20 protein-coding genes are annotated in these 15,094 nt (G+C 71.1%); 10 read left to right on the plus strand and 10 right to left on the minus strand.

Annotation, left to right across the window (positions count from 1 at the left end):
• Position 1: 1 nt before the first annotated feature.
• Positions 2–601 carry a hypothetical protein gene (locus AXK61_RS12185; RefSeq protein ID WP_068574132.1) on the minus strand — a complete coding sequence of 200 codons (600 nt, stop codon included), beginning with the start codon at positions 599–601 and terminating at the stop codon, positions 2–4.
• Between the two features lie 249 nt (positions 602–850).
• On the opposite strand from AXK61_RS12185, the gene AXK61_RS12190 reads away from it, so the two are divergent.
• The 3 genes from AXK61_RS12190 to ispF are packed head-to-tail and all read left to right on the plus strand — an operon-like array spanning position 851 to position 2,468.
• The gene (locus AXK61_RS12190; protein ID WP_068745528.1) at positions 851–1,339 is read left to right on the plus strand and encodes a CarD family transcriptional regulator; all 489 of its coding nucleotides are present in this window, start codon (positions 851–853) and stop codon (positions 1,337–1,339) included.
• Positions 1,336–1,998 carry a 2-C-methyl-D-erythritol 4-phosphate cytidylyltransferase gene (gene ispD / locus AXK61_RS12195; protein WP_082789324.1) on the plus strand — a complete coding sequence of 221 codons (663 nt, stop codon included), beginning with the start codon at positions 1,336–1,338 and terminating at the stop codon, positions 1,996–1,998. Before AXK61_RS12190 ends, ispD begins: the two co-directional genes overlap by 4 nt.
• 2 nt (positions 1,999–2,000) lie before the next feature.
• On the plus strand, positions 2,001–2,468 hold the full coding sequence (gene ispF / locus AXK61_RS12200; protein ID WP_175400104.1) for a 2-C-methyl-D-erythritol 2,4-cyclodiphosphate synthase: 468 nt from the start codon (positions 2,001–2,003) through the stop codon (positions 2,466–2,468).
• A gap of 9 nt (positions 2,469–2,477) precedes the next feature.
• Here ispF and rarD read toward each other — a convergent pair whose 3' ends face one another.
• The gene (gene rarD / locus AXK61_RS12205; RefSeq protein WP_231855523.1) at positions 2,478–3,401 is read right to left on the minus strand and encodes an EamA family transporter RarD; all 924 of its coding nucleotides are present in this window, start codon (positions 3,399–3,401) and stop codon (positions 2,478–2,480) included.
• An 86-nt stretch (positions 3,402–3,487) separates the two neighbouring features.
• Here rarD and cysS point away from each other — a divergent pair, with 86 nt between their 5' ends.
• The 3 genes from cysS (at position 3,488) to AXK61_RS12220 (ending at position 6,506) form a co-directional block, all read left to right on the plus strand.
• Positions 3,488–4,888, plus strand: coding sequence for a cysteine--tRNA ligase (gene cysS, locus AXK61_RS12210; protein ID WP_068574141.1), 1,401 nt, complete (start codon positions 3,488–3,490; stop codon positions 4,886–4,888).
• On the plus strand, positions 4,888–5,856 hold the full coding sequence (gene rlmB, locus AXK61_RS12215) for a 23S rRNA (guanosine(2251)-2'-O)-methyltransferase RlmB (RefSeq protein ID WP_068574143.1): 969 nt from the start codon (positions 4,888–4,890) through the stop codon (positions 5,854–5,856). The genes cysS and rlmB overlap by 1 nt, the downstream gene beginning before the upstream one ends.
• 68 nt (positions 5,857–5,924) lie before the next feature.
• Positions 5,925–6,506: a TetR/AcrR family transcriptional regulator gene (locus tag AXK61_RS12220; protein WP_068574145.1), complete on the plus strand. Its 582-nt coding sequence runs from the start codon at positions 5,925–5,927 to the stop codon at positions 6,504–6,506.
• 3 nt (positions 6,507–6,509) lie between these two features.
• On the opposite strand, the gene AXK61_RS12225 is transcribed toward AXK61_RS12220, so the two are convergent.
• The 6 genes from AXK61_RS12225 to AXK61_RS12250 form a co-directional block, all read right to left on the minus strand.
• The gene (locus tag AXK61_RS12225; RefSeq protein ID WP_068574147.1) at positions 6,510–7,268 is read right to left on the minus strand and encodes a LamB/YcsF family protein; all 759 of its coding nucleotides are present in this window, start codon (positions 7,266–7,268) and stop codon (positions 6,510–6,512) included.
• Positions 7,265–8,164: a metal ABC transporter permease gene (locus tag AXK61_RS12230; RefSeq protein WP_068745533.1), complete on the minus strand. Its 900-nt coding sequence runs from the start codon at positions 8,162–8,164 to the stop codon at positions 7,265–7,267. Before AXK61_RS12230 ends, AXK61_RS12225 begins: the two co-directional genes overlap by 4 nt.
• Positions 8,165–8,929 (minus strand): metal ABC transporter ATP-binding protein, encoded by a 765-nt coding sequence (locus AXK61_RS12235; RefSeq protein WP_082789329.1) that lies wholly within the window; start codon positions 8,927–8,929, stop codon positions 8,165–8,167.
• A gap of 23 nt (positions 8,930–8,952) precedes the next feature.
• Positions 8,953–9,849, minus strand: coding sequence for a metal ABC transporter solute-binding protein, Zn/Mn family (locus AXK61_RS12240; RefSeq protein WP_231855524.1), 897 nt, complete (start codon positions 9,847–9,849; stop codon positions 8,953–8,955).
• 89 nt (positions 9,850–9,938) lie between these two features.
• Entirely contained in the window at positions 9,939–10,652 is a 714-nt protein-coding gene (locus AXK61_RS12245; protein WP_068574156.1) for an SGNH/GDSL hydrolase family protein, read from the minus strand.
• 2 nt (positions 10,653–10,654) lie between these two features.
• Positions 10,655–11,077, minus strand: coding sequence for a nuclear transport factor 2 family protein (locus tag AXK61_RS12250; RefSeq protein WP_068574158.1), 423 nt, complete (start codon positions 11,075–11,077; stop codon positions 10,655–10,657).
• Positions 11,078–11,147: 70 nt separating this feature from the next.
• Between AXK61_RS12250 and AXK61_RS12255 the strand changes: the two genes are divergently transcribed.
• Positions 11,148–11,702 (plus strand): PadR family transcriptional regulator, encoded by a 555-nt coding sequence (locus AXK61_RS12255; RefSeq protein ID WP_068574160.1) that lies wholly within the window; start codon positions 11,148–11,150, stop codon positions 11,700–11,702.
• On the opposite strand, the gene AXK61_RS12260 is transcribed toward AXK61_RS12255, so the two are convergent.
• Both AXK61_RS12260 and AXK61_RS12265 read right to left on the minus strand, forming a co-directional pair.
• Positions 11,699–12,100: a nuclear transport factor 2 family protein gene (locus AXK61_RS12260; protein WP_068745539.1), complete on the minus strand. Its 402-nt coding sequence runs from the start codon at positions 12,098–12,100 to the stop codon at positions 11,699–11,701. The genes AXK61_RS12255 and AXK61_RS12260 overlap by 4 nt on opposite strands.
• A 12-nt stretch (positions 12,101–12,112) precedes the next feature.
• Positions 12,113–13,084, minus strand: a complete 972-nt coding sequence (locus AXK61_RS12265) for a pirin family protein (RefSeq protein WP_068745540.1) — start codon at positions 13,082–13,084, stop codon at positions 12,113–12,115.
• Positions 13,085–13,186: 102 nt separating this feature from the next.
• Here AXK61_RS12265 and AXK61_RS12270 point away from each other — a divergent pair, with 102 nt between their 5' ends.
• The 3 genes from AXK61_RS12270 to AXK61_RS12280 all read left to right on the plus strand — a co-directional run bounded on the left by AXK61_RS12270 (position 13,187) and on the right by AXK61_RS12280 (position 15,087).
• Entirely contained in the window at positions 13,187–13,522 is a 336-nt protein-coding gene (locus AXK61_RS12270) for a helix-turn-helix domain-containing protein (protein ID WP_068575275.1), read from the plus strand.
• A 92-nt stretch (positions 13,523–13,614) separates the two neighbouring features.
• Positions 13,615–14,079 (plus strand): DUF4190 domain-containing protein, encoded by a 465-nt coding sequence (locus tag AXK61_RS12275; protein WP_068574166.1) that lies wholly within the window; start codon positions 13,615–13,617, stop codon positions 14,077–14,079.
• A 153-nt stretch (positions 14,080–14,232) separates the two neighbouring features.
• Entirely contained in the window at positions 14,233–15,087 is an 855-nt protein-coding gene (locus tag AXK61_RS12280; protein ID WP_068574168.1) for an alpha/beta fold hydrolase, read from the plus strand.
• Positions 15,088–15,094 lie beyond the last annotated feature (7 nt).

Raw genomic sequence — 15,094 nt, forward strand, 5'->3', positions numbered from 1 at the left:
CCTAGTGGCCGGAGCCCTCGCCCGAGCCGTGCTCGCCGCCGTGCTCTCCGCCGGTGACGGTGATGCCCGCGGCGCTGGCCGACGCGGCGCCCGCGTCGATCGGGACGTCGATCGGCAGGGAGCCGGCCTTCTCGAGGTGGAACCAGAGCTTGCTGGTCAGGCCGGGGCGCCAGGTGCTGTCGACCGGGACGGTGACGGTGAGGCGCGTGATGCCCGCGGCCTTGCTGTTGCTGCCCGCGGGCGCGGTGCCGTAGAGCGAGCCGCCGGCGGTGAGGGTGGTGTCACCACTGATGGTCGCGGCGCGGCCCTTCTCGTCGGTGATGCTCTTGAGCTTGTCGCCCTGCTGCGGGTTCAGGTTCGTCAGGACGAAGGCGAGCTTGCCCTGGCTGCCCGACACCGGGTACAGCACGTGCACGTCGGTGAGCGTGATCTTCTGGTCCACGAAGGTCTGGTTGGCGCCGTTGATCGCGGCGACCTGGTTGGCGGTCTGCGAGATCTGGCCGGCACCGCACGCGGACACCGAGAGCAGGGCGCCGGTGGCGAGCAGGGCGCCGGCGACGGCGGTGGCGGTGCGGCGGGTCGAGACGGTGCGTGCGGACACGGTTCCTCCAGTTTCCATCCCCGTGCGCGGCGACACCCGCGTGCGGACGATGCTGAGTATGTCACCACGCAGCGTAGTAGAAGGCGCATCCGGCCGCGTCGGCGGGCGTGGTCCAGGGTTGGCGATCACCCCGTTGATCAGCCCAGGGTTCCCTTGTCAAGCCCGGTATGAGTCCTGACCTGCGACGTTGCCGAGCAGCCCCATTCGGCCCCGTGTTATCCTGGTCATATCGAAAGGGGCAAGGATCAGATGATTTTCAAGGTCGGAGACACCGTTGTCTACCCCCATCACGGTGCCGCACTGATCGAAGCTATCGAGATCAAGACCATCGGTGGACGTGAGCGTGAGTACCTCGTGCTCAAGGTCGCACAGGGTGATCTGACGGTCAAGGTTCCCGCGGAGAACGCCGAGGTCGTCGGTGTTCGTGACGTGGTCGGTCAGGAGGGTCTGGACAAGGTCTTCCAGGTCCTGCGCGCGCCCCACACCGAGGAGCCCACGAACTGGTCGCGCCGGTACAAGGCGAACCTCGAGAAGCTGGCATCGGGCGATGTGAACAAGGTGGCCGAGGTCGTCCGCGACCTGTGGCGTCGTGAGCAGGATCGCGGGCTGTCGGCCGGCGAGAAGCGCATGCTGACCAAGGCCCGCCAGATCCTGGTGGGCGAGCTCGCGCTCGCGGAGTCCACCAACGACGAGAAGGCAGCCCTGCTGCTGGACGAGGTGCTGGCGGCCGCGTCCTGACCGTCGTTGCACTGGTCCCCGCCGCTGGGCAGGGGACGCGCCTGGGGCTGAACATCCCCAAGGCGTTCGTGGAGCTTCAAGGCCGTTCACTGCTCACCTGGGCGGTGGACGGCCTTTTCGCGTCCGGGACGGTCGACGAGGTCGTCGTCATGGTCCCGCAGGACATGGTCGACGGTGCGCGGTCCCTCGTCCCGCGGGCGCGGGTCGTCGTGGGCGGCGCGGAGCGCACCGATTCGGTGCGGGCCGGCCTGGCCGTCGCGGGCGCGGCCGACACGGTCCTGGTGCACGACGCGGCCCGGCCGCTGACGCCGCCCGCGATGATCGTGCGGGTGGTCGACGCGGTGCGCGCCGGCGCCTCCGCCGTCATTCCCGTGCTGCCGGTCGTGGACACCGTCAAACGGGTCGATGCCGACGGGGCCGTGCTCGGCACCGTCGACCGGGCGGACCTGCGCGCCGTGCAGACGCCCCAGGGTTTCGCCGCCGCCGCGCTGCTCGCGGCCTACGAAGCCGCGCCCGGTGCACTGGCCACCGACGACGCGGGTCTCGTCGAGCGGGCGGGCGGCAGCGTCGTCACCGTCGCCGGGGATCCCCTGGCGATGAAGATCACCACCGCCTTCGACCTGCGGGTCGCCCAGGCGCTCGCCGAGGAGTTCGCATGATCGTGCCGCGGGTCGGGATCGGGACCGACGTCCATCCGTTCGAGGCGGGCCGTCCGTGCTGGATGCTCGGGCTGCGGTTCGACGGTGACGGTTGCTCGGGTCACTCCGACGGCGACGTCGCGGTGCACGCGCTGTGCGATGCGCTGCTCTCGGCGGGCGGCCTCGGTGACCTGGGCACCGTCTTCGGGGTGGGGCGGTCGGACAACGTCGGGATCACGGGTGCGTCGATGCTCACACACGTGCGTTCGCTGCTCACCGATGCGGGCTTCACGGTCGGGAACGCCGCGGTGCAGCTGATCGGGAACCGGCCCAAGGTCGGTCCGCGGCGGGCGGAGGCGCAGGAGGTCCTGAGCGGCCTGCTCGGCGCGCCGGTCTCCGTGTCCGCCACCACGACCGACGGCCTCGGCCTCACCGGCCGCGGCGAGGGAGTCGCCGCGATGGCGACGGCCCTGGTCTACGCCGCGGGCTGACCCCGGAAGCTACTCCGAGAGCCGGCCGGCCCGAGCGCGACGCAGCGTCACCACGGTGTCGGCCGTGAGCAGGATCAGGGCGATCCAGACGATGCCGAATCCGATCCACCGCGCGGTCGAGACGTGCTCGCCGAGGAACAGCACCGCGCACAGCAACTGCATGACGGGCGTCGCGAACTGGATCAGGCCGACGGTCACCAGCGGAATCCGGCGCGCGGCCGCCGCGAACAGGAGGAGCGGGACCGCGGTCGCCACGCCCGACAGGACCAGCAGCGTGGTGTGCACGCCGCCATGTCTACCGAAGTCGAGCCCGCCGCCCCAGGTCGCGATGACAGCCAGCGCGATCGCGGCGAGCGGCGCCAGGATCGCGGTTTCGAGCGTGAGCCCGTGCAGCGCACTCAGGTGTGCGCCGACCTTGTTCTTGAGCAGCCCGTACATCCCGAACGAGAAGGCCAGCGCCAGCGAGGTCCACGGGAAGCGCCCGCCCGCGACCGCCAGGAAGACGCCCGCGAGCACCCCGATTCCGACCGCGGCCCACTGCAGCGGCCGCAGCCGTTCGCCGAGCACGACGACGCCGAGTGCGACGGTGACCAGCGGGTTCAGGAAGTAGCCGAGAGCGGCGTCGGACGTGTGACCCGAGGTGACCGCGGCGATGTAGACGACCCAGTTGGTCGCGATGAGCAGCGCCGCGATCCCCACACCGGCGATCAGCCGGTACTGCCCGCGGAGTCCGCGGATCCAGCCGAAGTCCCGGATCACGGCGAGGACGATCACGCAGAGCAGCAGGCTCCACAGGATGCGATGGGCGAGGATCTCCCACGCGCCGGTGGGCCGCAGCGCGTCGAAGTAGAGCGGGAACAGGCCCCACAGCAGGTAGGCCGCGATGCCCATGGCGGTTCCGCGGCTGACCTCGGACGAACGACGATCGGGCACCGAGACATCCTACCTATTAGGTGGCGCAACGACGAAGTGACTGACCTGCGGAGGGTGTTCGGGACCGACCCGTAGAATCAACGGTCGTGACGCTGCGCCTTTACGACTCCCTGACCCGCGAGGTCCGTGACTTCGTGCCCCTCATCGAGGGCAAGGCGGGCATCTATCTCTGCGGCGCGACGGTGCAGGGCGTCCCGCACATCGGCCACATCCGCAGCGGCGTGGCCTTCGACGTGCTGCGTCGCTGGCTGCTCGCCAACGGCACGGACGTCTCCTTCGTGCGCAACGTGACCGACATCGATGACAAGATCCTGCGCAAGGCCGCCGAGGCGGGTCGCCCCTGGTGGGAGTGGGCCGCGACGCACGAGCGCGAGTTCACGAACGCCTACGACGCGCTGGGGGTGCTGCCCCCGTCCGCGGAGCCGCGGGCCACGGGCTTCATCACCCAGATGGTCACCTACATGGAGCGGATGATCGAGCGCGGCCACGCGTACGCGTCCGAGGGCGACGTGTACTTCAGCGTGCGCAGCCTGACGACCTACGGCGAGCTCAGCCGCCAGAAGGTCGACGACGTGCACCAGGGCGAGTCCGCGGCCACCGGCAAGCGCGATCCCCTGGACTTCACGCTGTGGAAGGCCGCGAAGCCGGGAGAGCCGAGCTGGCCGTCCCCGTGGGGCGACGGCCGCCCGGGCTGGCACCTGGAGTGCTCGGCGATGGCCACGAGCTACCTGGGCGCGCAGTTCGACATCCACTGCGGCGGTATCGACCTGATCTTCCCGCACCACGAGAACGAGATCGCGCAGGCCCACGGCGCTGGGGATCCGTTCGCGAACTACTGGCTGCACAACGGCTGGGTCACCATGTCCGGCGAGAAGATGAGCAAGAGTCTCGGCAACGTGGTGTCGATCCCGAACCTGCTCACGCAGGTCCGGGCGGTCGAGCTGCGCTACTACCTCGGTCAGGCGCACTACCGCTCGATGCAGGAGTACTCCGCCGGCGCGTTGCAGGAGGCCGTCACGGCGTACGGGCGGATCGAGTCGTTCGTGCAGCGCACCGTCGAGCGGGCTGGGGAGGTCGGGCTCGGGGTGTGGACCGCCGGTTTCGCGGCCGCGCTGGACGACGATCTCGGCGTACCGTCGGCGCTGGCGGAGGTGCACGGCGCCGTGCGTGCCGGGAACGCGGCGCTCGAGTCGGGGGACCTCGACGAGGCGCGGCGGATCGCCGGTTCGGTGCGGGCGATGACCTCGATCCTCGGCGTCGACCCGCTGGATCCGCACTGGGTCACGGAGAACGGCGGCGACGGTCAGGCGATGGACGCCCTCGGCGTGCTCGTCCAGGCCGAGCTCGAGCGGCGCGCGACCGCCCGGGCGGACAAGAACTGGGCCGAGGCCGACGCGTCGCGCGATCGGCTGCACGCCGCGGGCATCGAGGTCACCGACGGTGCCGACGGCTCGGCATGGACACTCACGAAGAAGGCGGGCAACTGATGGCAGGCAACTCGCAGCGCCGCGGCGCGGTCCGCAAGGCGGGCACCAAGAAGGGGCAGGTCCAGGGGTCGGGCGGCGTTCGGCGCCGCGGGCTCGAGGGGCGTGGGGCGACCCCCGCCGCGAAGGACCGTCCGTACCATCCCGCGCACAAGAAGGCGCGGGCCGCGGCGAAGGCCGCGACCACGCCGCAGCGACGGCCCAAGGTCGCGGGTCGCGCCGCCGACGACGGGCCCGAGTACGTCCTCGGCCGCAACCCCGTCGTCGAGTGCCTGCGCGCGGACGTCCCCGCGACGGCGCTGTACGTGGCGATCGGTGCGCAGAACGACGAGCGGCTCACCGAGTCGGTGCAGATCGCGGCCGACAAGGGCATCGCGATCCTCGAGGTGCAGCGCGGCGAGCTCGACCGGATGAGTGAGAACGGCCTGCACCAGGGCATCGCCCTCCAGGTGCCGCCGTACGTCTACGCGCACCCGGACGACCTGCTGGCCCGTGCGCAGGACCGCGGCGAGGCGCCGCTCATCGTCGCCCTGGACAACATCACCGACCCCCGCAACCTGGGCGCCGTGATCCGGTCGGCGGCCGCGTTCGGTGGGCACGGCGTGGTCATCCCGGGCCGACGGTCCGCCGCGGTCACCGCCGTCACCTGGCGCACGTCCGCGGGCGCCGCGGCGCGGCTGCCGGTGGCGCAGGCTCCGAATCTCAATCGCACGCTGGCGGATTACGCGGCGGCCGGCCTGCAGGTCGTCGGCCTGGACGCGGGTGGCGACGTGGACCTCGACGACTACCGGGCCGACACCGGCGTGGTCGTGGTGGTCGGATCCGAGGGCAAGGGCCTGTCGCGGCTGGTGCGCGAGAACTGCGACTCGATCCTGTCGATCCCCATCGCCTCGTCGGTGGAGTCGCTGAACGCGTCCGTCGCCGCCGGTGTGGTGCTCGCGGAGTTCGCGCGGCAGCGCCGCAATCAGTGATCCGTTGTTCGCTGCGTTGACCTGACAGTTTTGCTATGACGCACGGTCGTCTGCGCTAGTCTGCACGGATGACGTCGCTCGAGGAACGGCAGGAGAACCGTCGCCGGGCGATGCTGGACGAGGGCATCGCGCTGCTCGGCGGTGCGGGGGCGGGAGCGCTGGGGGTGCGTGCCGTGTGTCGGGCGACGGGCATCACGGAGCGCTACTTCTACGAGGCCTTCGGCACCCGGGACGGCTTCGCGCAGGCGGTGTTCGACGATGTCAGCGACCGCGCGCAGGAGGCGCTGGTGGGCGCGGTGCGCGGCGCGGCGAACCCTGCTGAGATGTCGACGGCGGCCGTCGCCGCGTTCGTCGAGCTGGTCATCGACAACCCAGACGCGGGCCGGGTGCTCCTGCTCGCGCCCTACCGCGAGGCCGCGTTGTCCGAGCGGGGGCTCGGTCGCATGCCGGACTTCTTCGCGGTGGTGGCCGGCGCGATGCCGAGTCACGTCGACGAGACCACCCGGCGACTCGTGTCGATCGGGCTCGTCGGCGCGCTGACCTCGTTGTTCACCGAGTACCTGTCCGGGCGGCTCGACGTCACGCGCGAGCAATTGGTCGCGCACTGCGTCCGCCTCGTCGCCACCGCCCCGACGCGGTTCATCGGCTGAGCGTCAGCGCGTGAACGGCGCGACCGCCACGCCGGCACCGTCGAGCACGGTCCGCAGGCGGCGCGCGACGGCGACCGCGGACGGGTTGTCGCCGTGCACGCACACGGAGTCGGGTGCGACCTCGACCTCGGTGCCGTCGATCGCTTCGACGGTGCCGTCGGCGACCATCCGCAGTACGCGCGCGGCGATCTCGTCGGGGTCGTGCAGGACGGAGCCCTCGCGGGAGCGGGGGACGAGCGCACCGTCGGGCAGGTAGGCGCGGTCGGCGAAGGCCTCGCGCACCGTGCGTAGCCCGGCCGCCTCCGCGCGGCGGAGGAACGCCGAGCCGGGGAGGCCGAGCACCGGGAGGTCGGGGGCGGCCGCGAGCACGCCCTCGACGACGGCCGCGGCCTGCGCCTCGTCCGTGACGATCCGGTTGTACAGCGCACCATGCGGTTTCACGTATCGGACGGTGCCGCCCACGCTCCGCGCGATCGCCTGCAGGGCGCCGATCTGGTAGATCACGTCGGCGGTGAGGTCCGCGCCGGGAACATCGACGGACCGGCGGCCGAAGCCGCGCAGGTCCGCGTACCCGACCTGCGCGCCGATCGCGACGCCGTGCTCGACGGCGAGCGAGCAGGTCTCACGGAGGATCGTCGGGTCGCCGGCGTGAAACCCGCAGGCGACGTTGGCCGAGGTCGCGACCTCCAGCAGGGCGGAGTCGTCGCCGAGCGTCCACGCGCCGTAGGACTCGCCGCAGTCGGCGTTGAGGTCGATCTTCACACCTTCGACGGTAGCGCGTGCCGGCAGTCGTGCGACTCCTCGACCGGCGCGACGGTGCCGCGTCGTCCGCGCTGCCCGAGCAGCCGGCAGACCATGTAGATGAGGAACGAGATGGAGGTGACGAACACCGAGACCGGCAGCGCGGGGGCGAGTGAGAGGACGATGCCGCCCACCGCCGACACCAGGGCGAAGATCAGCGAGAGCGCCGTCGCCTTGCCGGGCGAGCTGGTGACCCGCGCGGCGGCCGCGGCCGGCGTGATGAGCAGACTCATCACGAGCAGCGCGCCCACGATCTGCACGCCCTGTGCGGCCGCGGCGCCCACGAGCATCGCGAACACCACCGACAGCGTCTTCACCGGGACACCGTGCGCGGCGGCCACATCCGGGTCCGTGGACAGGAACAGCAGCGGCCGGTAGATCACCGCGAGGATCGCGAGCACCACGACCGTGGTGATCGCCATGAGCGTGACCCCGGAGAGTCCGACCGCCACGACCTGGCCGGTCAGCAGCGCGAACGCCGTGCCCTGCCGGCCCTCGTGCAGCGCCAGGAACAGCACCGACAGGCCCAGCCCGAAGGCCATGATCACGCCGATCACCGAGTCGCGCTCGCGGGCGTACACCCCGAGCAGCCCGAACAGCAGGCCCGCCACCAGTGAGCCGAGCAGCGCGCCCGCGCCCACGCTCCACCCCATGAGCAGGGCGAACGCGGCGCCGGTCAGCGACAGCTCGGACGTGCCGTGCACGCTGAAGGCCATCTGACGCGACACGATGAGCGGGCCGAGCACGCCGGCCAGCACGCCCAGCAGCGCCGCGGCGAGCAGCGCCCACAGCACGAAGGGCTGCTGCAGCAGCTCCCAGGTCAGCGACAGGTTGCCGAATTCGCGGAGGTGGTCCATCTACTCGTCGCCTCCCACCACGACCAGCCGGTCGCGGACGTGCAGCACGTCGACGGGCGTCCGGTAGAGCCGCGAGAGCCGCTCGGAGGTCATCACGTCGTTCGTCGGCCCCACCTCGAACCGGCCGTCCACCAGGTAGAGCACGCGGTCGCAGTAGGGGAGCACGGGGTTGATCTCGTGGGTCACGAACAGCACCGCGGTGTCGTGCTCGCGCCGACGCCGCTCGATGAGCGAGACGGCGAGCTGCTGGTTGCCCGGGTCCAGCGAGAGCAGAGGCTCGTCGCAGAGCAGGATCGTCGGGTCCGATGCCAGGGCCTGCGCGACTCGCAGCCGCTGCTGCTCACCGCCGGACAGCGAGCCCAGCGGGGCATCGGCGAACGCGGCCGCGTCGACCTGCGCGAGGGCGGTGTCGACGGCGGACCGTCGGGCCTTCCGGTTCCGCAAGCCGAGGCCCCAGGCGGCACCGTCGAAGCCGAGACCGACCAGGTCGCGCCCGCGCAGGGGCACGGACGCGTCGAGGGCGCGCTGCTGCGGGATGTACCCGATCCGACCGTTGACCTGCACGGTTCCGGATGACAGGTGGGTCTGCCCGAGCAGGATGCGCAGCAGCGAGGTCTTGCCGGCGCCGTTCGGGCCGAGTACGGCGATGAACTCGCCGGGCGCGATGTCGAGGTCCAGCCCGTCCCACAGGACACGGTCCGGGTAGCGCAGCGCCGCGTCGCGCAGGCTGATGACGGGGCCCTTGCTCGACGGTGCGCCGCTCACCGTCCGGGCGCTCGACGGTGCGGTCACGGGCGGGACGCGAGCGCGTCGGACAGGCTCTTGACGTTGCCCGCCTGCCACGTGACGTAGTCGTCGACGCCCGCCGGCAGCGACTCGGTGACCTTGACGACGGGCACGCCCGCGGTGTCGGCGGTCTTCGCCAGGGCGGTGGTGACCGGGCTCTCGGTCTGCGAGTTGAGCACCACGGCGCTCACCTGCTTGCCGCTGACCAGCGCGTTCGCGGCCGCGATGTCGGCGGGGGCGGGGTCGGTGCCGGACTCGATGGCGGCGGTGTAGCGGGCGGGGGCCACGTCGGTGAGGCCGGCGAGCGTGAGCAGGTAGCCGGCGACGGGCTCGGTCGCGGCGATCTTCGCGCCCGGGTTGGCGTGGCCGATCGCGCGGGCCTGCGCGATCACGGCGTCCAGCTTGGTCGAGAAGGCCTTGGCGCGGCTCTCGTAGCCCTCGCGGTGCGCGGAGTCCTTGTCGGACAGCGCTTTCGCGACGGCGCCGGCGACCTTCTGCATGGTCGGCAGGTCGTAGAAGACGTGCTCGTTATCGCCCTTGGGGGCGTGGAGCGCGACGGCGTCGACCTTCGCCGCGGACGCACCCTCGGCGGCCTTCTCCATGTACGCGTCGTAGTGGCCGCCGTTGTAGACGAGTACCGCCGCCTTCTTGACCTTGAGCGTGTCCTGCGCGGAGGGCTCGAACTCGTGCGGGTCCCCGGTCGGGTTGGTGAACAGCGACGTCACCGACGCGTCGTCGCCCGCGACGGCCTTGGCGACGGCTCCGTAGACGTCCGTGGACGCGACGATCGCCGGCTTGCCGTCGCCGGACTCCGACGCTGCGGTTCCGCACGCGGTGAGCGCCAGCGCGGCGACGGCGGTGGCGCCGACGACCTGGGCGAGACGATGGCGGATGCGCACGGGGGAACTCCTGACGACAACAATGGGAATCGTTGTCGTTAGATTAGCCGCGGGCCTGTTGCGCTGTCGAATAGTCGAACCCGCATGGATCAGCCCGGCTGGGCCGTCGGCAGGCTCCCCGAGCGGCTGATCAGCACGGCCGCGCACTGCTCGGCGAACGCCGCGTGGGCGAGGGCGGACGGGTGGAAGCCGTCGGCCCCGAACATCCCCGCCGCGTCGGGGATCGCGCAGGGGACGTGGGCGACGCGCGGCCGTTCGGCGGCGAGCTGCTGGGCGTCGGCGTCGAAGCCGTGGGCGCGGCCGGCGAGGGCGGCGGCCAGTTCCGGTGGCAGTGCGGGGAACTCGGTGAGCGGCGGCATTCCCAGCAGGAGGACCTGCGCGCGCGGCGCGGCGGCGAGCGCAGCGTCGAGGGCGGCCGCGAGCTCTCGTCGCCAGCGCGCCCGGCGGTGCAGGTTCTTCACGTCGTTCACGCCGAGCGAGATGAGCACCACGTCGGGATCGCCCAGGTCGGCGACCTGTGTCGGCACGTCGCCCGCGGTCGCGCCGGACCGCGCACGCACGTCCCACTCGGCACCGCCGTCGCCGGCGAGAACCGCGGCGAGCCGCCCGGACAGGGTGTCCCGGTGGTCCTCGACGCCCACCCCGGCGAGCACGCTGTCGCCGAGCGCGACGATCCGCGCACCGTCGGGCCGCCCGACGGTGCCCGACCCCGTGACCGTGCCCGTGCGCCCCGCGGCCTCGGGGAGGCGGGGCGTGTCCCGCTTGACCCGTAGCGCCTGCCGGACCAGGGTGAGCGGACGCACCGTCAGGCCTCGGAGCCGGCTGCGACGGCCTCGGCCTGCGCGGCGGCGACGGCCTCCTCGGAGATGGTGCCGAACTGCGCGCCCATCGCGGCGGAGAGGGCCTGGGCGGCGGACAGCGGCCGGACCATCACCATGAAGTCGTCGATCTTGCCCGCGTCGTTGACGTGGATGAAGTCGCAGCCCGTGATCTTCTTGCCGTCGACCATCGCCTCGAAGATCAGGGCGTGATCGTCACCGTCGTTGATCTCGCGCAGGTAGTGGAAGTCCTCGAAGACACGGAGCACGCCGCGCAGGATCGCGGCGGTGATGTGCCGGCCCTTGTAGGGCTTGAAGGCGACGGGGCTGGTGAAGGTCACGTCGTCGGCGAGCAGGCCGTCGAAGGCCTCGCCGTTGCGGGCCTCGACGGCGGCGCGGAACTCTCGCATGCTGACTCCTTAGTGAACTAGTTGAGTAGGTATCGCCAGCATAGTCAACTAGTTGACTAGAATGGAAGACATGGCGCTGCGGCATGCGATCGAATCCACGCTCCTCGTGATGGGCGAGGCCTCGGGGTACGACCTGTCCAAGGAGTTCGACGGTGCCCGCGCCACCTTCTGGGTGGCCACGCCGCAGCAGCTCTACCGCGAGCTCGATCGGATGGAGGCCGACGGGGTGATCGTCGCGCGGACCGTCGAGCAGGAGAAGCGGCCGAACAAGCGGGTCTTCCGGCTCACCGACGACGGGTGCGCGGAGCTCTCGGCGTTCACCCGGACCGCCCCGCGTGCGGTGGCGATCCGGGACGAGCTGATGGTCATGGTGCAGGCGGTCGAGGTCGGGGATCCGGCTGCGGTGTGCGATGCCGTGCGCGCCTTCCGGGACGCCGCGTCCGCGAAGCTCGCGTACTACGAGCGGCTCGAGCGCACCTGGCTGGGCGAACGCCGTCGCGAGGAGTTGCTCGCCGACCGGCATCTCGGCGGGCCGTACCTCACGCTGTTGAGGGGGCTGAGCTTCGAGCGGGAGAACATCGATTGGGCCGAGCTGGCGCTGCCGGTGCTGGAGGCGCGAGGCTAGCGGCCGGCCTCCTCGGCCTCCTTGACGATCCGCCCGAACTGCGCGCCCATCGCCTCGTTGAGCGCCTGCACGCCGGACAGCGGCCGGACCATGACGGTGAAGTCGTCGATCCGGCCGTCGTCGTCGAGGTGCAGGATGTCGCAGCCCTGCACCGCCTTCCCCTTCATCGTGGTGGTGAAGACGAGAGTGTGGTCGCGTCCGTCCGCGCTGCTGATGACGCGCTCGTAGCGGAAGTCCGGGCCCGTCACGCGACGCGCGGCGCGCAGGATCGCGGCCACCGTCGGCTTGCCCTCGTACGGCGTGATCGCGATGGGGCTGTGGAACACCACGTTCTCGGCCAGTGTGCGTTCGACGGCCTCGTCGTCCTTGGCCTCGACCGCGTCGCGGAACTCCTGCATGGCGCGAGGCTACTACCGCACGACGTGCGGCATCAGTGCGTCGGGCGGGATGATGCCGAACGTGCCGGCGTTGTAGTCCTCGAGCGCCTGCATCAGCTCGGCCTTGGTGTTCATCACGAACGGGCCGTACTGCGCGACGGGCTCGCGGATCGGCCGACCGCCGAGGATCAACACCTCCATCGCCGGACGGTTCGAGTCCTGCGACTCGTCCGCCGCCACGGTGATCCGGTCGCCGGGGCCGAGCTGCGCGAGCTGACCCTGGTGGATCGGGTGCCCCACGGGCCCGACGGTGCCGCGCCCGCTCAGTACGTAGACCAGCGCGTTGTAGTCGCGGTTCCACGGCAGCGAGGCCTCCGCGCCGGGCGCGATGGTCGCGTGCACGAAGTTGATCGGGGTGCGGGTGGAGCCGGGGCCGGCGTTCCCGTCGACCTCGCCCGCGACGATGCGGATCAGCGCGCCGCCGTCCGGGGTGGTCACGAGCGTGGTCTGGCCGCCCTCGAGGTTCTGGTAGGCGGGCGTCGTGAACTTCTCCTCGGCGGGCAGGTTCACCCACAGCTGGATGCCGTGGAAGGTGCCGCCGGATTCGACGAGCTCGGCGGGCGGGGTCTCGATGTGCAGGATGCCGGAGCCGGCGGTCATCCACTGGGTGGCGCCGTCCTGGATCAGTCCGCCGCCGCCGTGGCTGTCCTGGTGCTGGAACAGGCCGTCGATCATGTAGGTGACGGTCTCGAAGCCGCGGTGCGGGTGCCAATTGGTGCCCTTGGGCTCGCCGGGCTCGTACTCGACCTCACCCATCTGATCCATGTGGATGAACGGGTCGAGATCGCGCGGGTGGACTCCCGCGAAGGCGCGGACCACGGGGAATCCCTCGCCCTCGTGGCCGCGGGGCCCGGTCGTGATCTTCCGGACGGGGCGTTCGGTGTCCGACGGTGCCGCCGCGGCGATGCGCGGCAGGGTCAGGGTGTCTGCGGTGACGGCGGGCATGACGTCCTCCTCGGGACTGGCTGGTGAAGCTGACACTACCATTAACCGGACCGTGGTCCGATTGATTCCGCGATGCTGGAACGGCGCGACGAGAGGTGCGTGATGGCTCGTAGTTGGCAGGACATTCGCGCGGAGGCCGTGCAGTCGGGCAAGGTCGACGAGGTTCGCGTGGCAGCGGCGCGCCGCCACGTCGAGCGGGCCCAGGCGGTCCACAAACTCGCCGAGCTGCGCAAGGAACTCGGCATGCTCAGGCAGGTCGAGATCGCCGAGGTCATGGGCGTGTCGCAGGCCCGCGTCTCGAAGATCGAGCGCGGTGACCTAGGCCGCACCGAACTCGGCACCCTGCAGGCGTACGTCGCCGCCCTCGGCGGGGAGCTACGGGTCTCCGTCGAACTCGGCGATGGCGAGAGCATCGTGTTGGAGCAGGAACCCGCGTAGCGGTTCGGGGATTAGCCTGATCCGCGTCAGATGGGCGCTGTAGTCCGATCGGGGGACAGACAATCCGTGCGCGACGATTGACACTGCGTGGTGTGACCGAATCCGTATCGCCGCACGGGGACAACCGGCCGCCTCAGCCTTTCCCGCCCACGCAGCCGGGCCCTCCCGGTCAGTACCAGTGGGTCCCCGTCGCTCCGCCCCGCACGACGAACGTTCTGGCAGTCGTCGCCTTCGTCCTCTCCTTGGTGCTGCCGATTCTGCCGTTCGTCACGGTGCCGATGGCACATGTCGCACGCAAGCAGATCCGCGAGCGAGAAGAAGGTGGCGACGCCTTCGCCGTGATCGCACTGGTCCTCGCCTATCCGCTCTTCTGTGCGCTCATGCTGGCGCTGACCTTCATTGTCGGAAGGATCATCCCGCTGCCGTTCATGGCAATGGGCGCCCCTGACGTGGTGCTTGTTGCTGTTTGGGTCGTGGCCACGGTGGGACTGCTGGCGGCAGAGATTTGGCTCTGGGTGCGATGGGTGAAGCGTCTGCGCCCGGACGCCGACCGCTGACATGTCTGATCCGCGCGCACTCGGATTATGGCCGACATGGACAGCGCGTCCGGTTTGGACAGAATCCGAGTGTCCGCGAGAAGTGGCACCCCGTCGATGCGATGTTCCGGGCCCTGCGGGCCCGATCGGAGCCGCGGCGATAGCCTCGATCCCGTGACTCGTTCTGTGGGATTGGCCGTCTCGTACGACGGCACGGAGATCTACTACACCGACTACGCGGAGGGTGCGGAACCGGCGAAGCCGGCGTTCCTGCTGGTCCACGGCTGGTCGGCCAGCTCGGACTCGTGGGGCGCGGCATTCATCGGCGAGCTGACCGCCGCCGGACATCGCGTGGTCGCGGTGGACAACCGCGGCCACGGCCGCAGCTCGGTGCCCGATTCCGATCATCCTTACTCCACCGAACGCTTCGCCGACGACCTCGCCGTGGTCCGCCGCGACCTCGGCCTGGAGCAGGTCATCCCCGTCGGCTGGTCCTACGGCGGCCTGATCATCGCGGACCATCTCGCGACCCACGGCACCGACGGAGTGAAGGCCGTCGGTCTGATCGGCGCCATCACTTCCATCGGCGGCGCGAAGGAGACCGGGCCGTTCCCGGGCGGCGTCACCGGCGACTCCATGAACGCCGCACTCCCGGCCGCCCTGTCCGCGCACGCGGGCAAGGCCATCACCGCGCTCGCGAAGCTGAGGATGCTGCCGCACGGCTTCGACCAGGACGTCCTCGGCCCCGTCGCCCAGCAGCAGTTCGGCATCGCCCTGGCCACGCCCCCGGCCGTGCGCGGCGGGCTGTTCCGGCGCACCGTCGACCACGATGCGGACCTGGCGTCCTGGACCTTCCCCGTCCTGATCCAGCACGGAAAGGATGACGAGGTGGTGGCACCGTCGACCGCGGAGCACCACGCGAAGGTCCTGCCGAACGCGACCCTGTCCTGGTGGGACGGCGGCGGACACGCCCCGTTCGTGGTGGACCCGGCCCGCAGTGCCCGCGAGCTCCTCGGACTGGCGCGCTGATCGGGCG

The organism is Tsukamurella pseudospumae (genome assembly GCF_001575205.1).
In the GTDB taxonomy this organism is placed as follows: domain Bacteria; phylum Actinomycetota; class Actinomycetes; order Mycobacteriales; family Mycobacteriaceae; genus Tsukamurella; species Tsukamurella pseudospumae.